Raw genomic sequence first — 763 nt, 5'->3', positions numbered from 1 at the left:
AGGGCCCGCGCGGGGGTGCTCCCCGCCACCCGCCCGGCACCCCGGTGCACTGGCAGTCCGGCACCGCCCGGCTGCTCCCCCTCCTGGTCGCCGGCCGCGCCACCGGCCCGCTCTTCCTCACCGACCGCCGCGCCCCCGCCGGCACCCCCGACCGCGACCGCTGCCCGTACACCGGCCACGCCCGCCTCTCCTACCGCCGCGCCGCCGAACTCTTCACCGCCCACACCCGGCCGCTCGGCCCGGGCTGGACGCTCCGCCGCCTGCGGTCGGGGCGGTAGGGCGGGCCGGTAGGGCAGGGCGGTAGGGCAGGGCGGGGGTGGCGGCAGCGTCGGGTTTTCCGGAGGGCCCGTCCGCGCCGTTACGCAGCCGATGGGCGGCCGTGACACGACCGGCCGAGGACCGCGACACGGCCCTCCTAGCGTCATCCCCGACGCCACCGGCCGAACCCGTCGAACCGGGTGAAGCGGCCGGAGGGCGTCCGCGACGAGGACGTACGCGTCCGGCGCCGACGACGGACGTCCCGCGACACCGGCCCGCCGGGGCCCGCGAAACCGCACCGCGAACCGCACCGCGAACCGCACCGCGGACCGGCGGCCACCACCCACCGACCGACGCACGATGGAGACACCCCGTATGAGCAGGAGCCGTACCCACCACTCCCCCGCCCGCCGCGTCCTGGCCGCCTGCGCCCTGACCGGCGCCGCGCTGCTGGCCACCGTCACCGGCGGGCAGGCCTGGGCCGACGGCGCGCCGAAGCCGGCCG

The 763-nt window shown here is 79.3% G+C and carries 1 pseudogene; it reads left to right on the top strand.

From position 1 onward, the window contains the following. A pseudogene (locus AE652_RS41870) lies at positions 1-278 on the top strand (hypothetical protein); the annotation flags it as partial. Between the last annotated feature and the right edge of the window lie 485 nt (positions 279-763).

The sequence above is a fragment of the Kitasatospora sp. MY 5-36 genome (assembly GCF_001182915.1).
In the GTDB taxonomy this organism is placed as follows: Bacteria; Actinomycetota; Actinomycetes; order Streptomycetales; family Streptomycetaceae; genus Kitasatospora.
The sequence above is the reverse complement of the archived record's forward strand: the minus strand, read 5'-3'. Positions and strand labels throughout refer to the sequence as shown.